Genomic DNA, 2,572 nt, shown 5'->3' with positions numbered 1-2,572 from the left:
CGCGGCCGCAGGCCGGTCCCGGCGAGGCCCCGCGCCGCGAGGCCGGGCGCCGGCGAGGCGTGACTGCGCACGCCCCGGGCGCCGGCGGCGGCGGATGGGCACCTTCCCGCGACCGGCGGGGTGACGCGCCCGTGACCCGCGTTATCTTTCGTTGGTGACCCAAGCCCATATCAACCGCATCGCCACCGCCCTGCCGCGGCACGAGGTGCATGATGCCTTCCGGCTCTTCGCCGGGCGGCAGATCACCGACCCGCGCACCCAGTCCGCCTTCGACCGGCTGGCGGAGCGGTCCCAGATCGCCCGGCGCTGGTCGGTGCTGGAGCCCGAGCCGGACGCCACCGGCACCGTGGACGGCTTCTACCGCACCGACCGCTTCCCCAGCACCGGCCAGCGCATGGCCCGCTACGAGGCGGAGGCGCCGGCCCTGGCCGAGGCCGCCTGCGACGCGCTGGGCCTGGCGGCGGAGGGGCCGCGCATCACCCACCTGGTGCTGGCGAGCTGCACCGGCTTCGCCGCCCCCGGCCTCGACCACTGGATCATCAACCGCTTCGGCCTGCCCGGCACGGTGGAGCGCAGCGTGGTCGGCTTCATGGGCTGCCAGGCGGCGATCAACGCCCTCAAGCTGGCGCATCACATGGTGCGCAGCGACCCGCGCGCGCGCGTGCTGGTGCTGAACCTCGAGCTCTGCTCGCTGCACCTGCAGCCGAGCACCGAAATCGAGCAGCTGCTGTGCTTCCTGCTCTTCGCCGATGGCTGCTCCGCCGCGCTGGTGACGGCGGAGGAGGAGGGGCTGGCGCTGGAAGGCTTCCACGCCGCCCTGGTGCCGGAAGCGGCCGACCAGATCACCTGGCGCATCGGCAACGATGGCTTCGACATGACCCTGTCGGGCTTCGTGCCGCTGACCCTGGCGCGCGCCCTGCCGGACCAGGCCAGCGCCATCCTGGGCGGCGCGGCGGTCGCGGAATTCGACCTCTGGGCCGTGCATCCCGGCGGGCGCAGCGTGCTGGATGCGGTGGTGCATGGCCTCGGCCTGCCCGGGGATGCGCTGGATGTCAGCCGCGCCGTGCTGCGGGAGACGGGGAACATGTCCTCGGCGACCGTCATGTTCGTGCTGGAACGCATGCTGCGCACGGCGCGGCGCGGCCAGCGGGGCTGCGCCCTCGCCTTCGGGCCGGGCCTTTCGGCCGAGACCATGCGGTTCCGCGTCGCATGAGCCCCGGCGCCGCCCCGCAGCGCGCGGTGAGCCTCGCGACGCGCTCCGACCGCGAGGAATGGATGGATGACGAGGCGGCGACGGAGCCCGACTTCGCCGGCGCCCTGCGCGACCTGGCGCGCGTCAACCGCCTGACCTTCGCGCTGCGCCCCACCATGCTGTGGCTGGAGCGCTTCCGGCGGGAGACGGGGGCGACCCGCCTCTCCATCCTCGATGTCGGCGCCGGCGGCGGCGACATGCTGCGCGCCATCGCCCGCTGGGGGGAGAGGCGCGGCGTCGCGCTGGAGCTGGCGGCTTTGGACCGCAGCCCCTGGGCGGCGCCCTATGCCGCCGCCGCCGGCACGCCGGGCGAGTTCATCACCTGCGACCTGTTCGACCTGGACCCGGCGCGGCGCTTCGACGTCGTGCTGTGCGCCCAGTTCACCCATCACCTGCCGGACCCGGTCCTGGTGGAATTCCTGCGCTGGATCGACGCGCGCGCGACGCGGGGCTGGCTGATCTCCGACATCCACCGGCACTGGCTGGCCTGGGGCTTCGCCTGGGTGGCGACGCGCGCCATGCGCTACCACCCGATGGTGATCCATGACAGCACCATCTCCGTCGAGCGGAGTTTCGTGCGCGCGGACTGGGACAGGGTGCTGGCGGAAGCGGGCGTCGAGGCCGAGCTGCGCTGGCGCTTTCCCTTCCGCTGGGCGGTCGGCCGCATCAAGGGATGATCGGCACGGCCGTGATCGGCGCCGGCCCGGCCGGCTGCGCGGCGGCGATCGCGCTGGCCCGCGCGGGCGAGGAGGTGCTGCTGCTGGAACGCCAGGCGGCGGCGCGCGAAAGCGTCTGCGGCGAGTTCCTCGGCGATGACGCGGCGCGGGCGCTGCGCGCTCTGGGCCTGGACCCGTCGGCGCTGGGCGGCGTGCCGCTGCACCGGGCGCGCGTGGCCTGGCGCGGGCAGGCGGCGGAATTCGCCCTGCCCTTCCCCGCCTGGGCCCTGCCGCGGCGCCTGCTGGACGGGGCGCTGCGCGCGGCGGCCGGCGACGTGCTGCGCGCCGGCGTGACGGTGCTGGGGGCCGCGCCCCGCGACGGCGCCTGGCATCTGCGCACCAGCGCCGGCGACATCCTGGCGCGACGCCTCGTGCTGGCCAGCGGCAAGCATGCGCTGCGCGGGCATCCGCGTACGCCGGCCCGGCCGGGCGCGGTGGGCGTGAAGCTGCACCTCGCGGGGGTGGAGGCCGGCCAGGCCGTGACGCTGCTGCCCTTCGCCGGCGGCTATGCCGGGCTGCAGCCGCTGCCCGGCGGCGGCGCCAATCTCTGCGCCGCGCTGCCGGGCGAGGCCGGGGCGGCGGCGCGCGACCCCGCCGCCTTCCT

3 protein-coding genes are annotated in these 2,572 nt (G+C 75.7%); all 3 read left to right on the top strand.

Features of this window, described 5'->3' with window-relative positions; genetic code table 11:
• Nucleotides 1-154 precede the first annotated feature (154 nt).
• On the top strand, nt 155-1,213 hold the full coding sequence (locus tag E2C05_RS30950; RefSeq protein WP_133223450.1) for a type III polyketide synthase: 1,059 nt from the start codon (nt 155-157) through the stop codon (nt 1,211-1,213).
• Nucleotides 1,210-1,929, top strand: coding sequence for a methyltransferase domain-containing protein (locus tag E2C05_RS30945; RefSeq protein ID WP_133223449.1), 720 nt, complete (start codon nt 1,210-1,212; stop codon nt 1,927-1,929). The genes E2C05_RS30950 and E2C05_RS30945 overlap by 4 nt, the downstream gene beginning before the upstream one ends.
• Nucleotides 1,926-2,572: NAD(P)/FAD-dependent oxidoreductase (locus tag E2C05_RS30940; protein ID WP_133223448.1), on the top strand; the 647-nt coding region annotated here is incomplete at its 3' end. The genes E2C05_RS30945 and E2C05_RS30940, both read left to right, overlap by 4 nt.

Origin of the sequence: Paracraurococcus ruber (assembly GCF_004353985.1) — a bacterium.
GTDB classification, from domain to species: domain Bacteria; phylum Pseudomonadota; class Alphaproteobacteria; order Acetobacterales; family Acetobacteraceae; genus Paracraurococcus; species Paracraurococcus ruber.
Note: the sequence above shows the minus strand (reverse complement) of the source record. Positions and strands in the feature narration are given on the sequence as shown.

Coding starts and splice junctions, on each gene's coding strand:
- E2C05_RS30945 (WP_133223449.1), top strand. CDS start 1,210: ATGAGCCCCGGCGCCGCCCCGCAGCGCGCGGTGAGCCTCGCGACGCGC.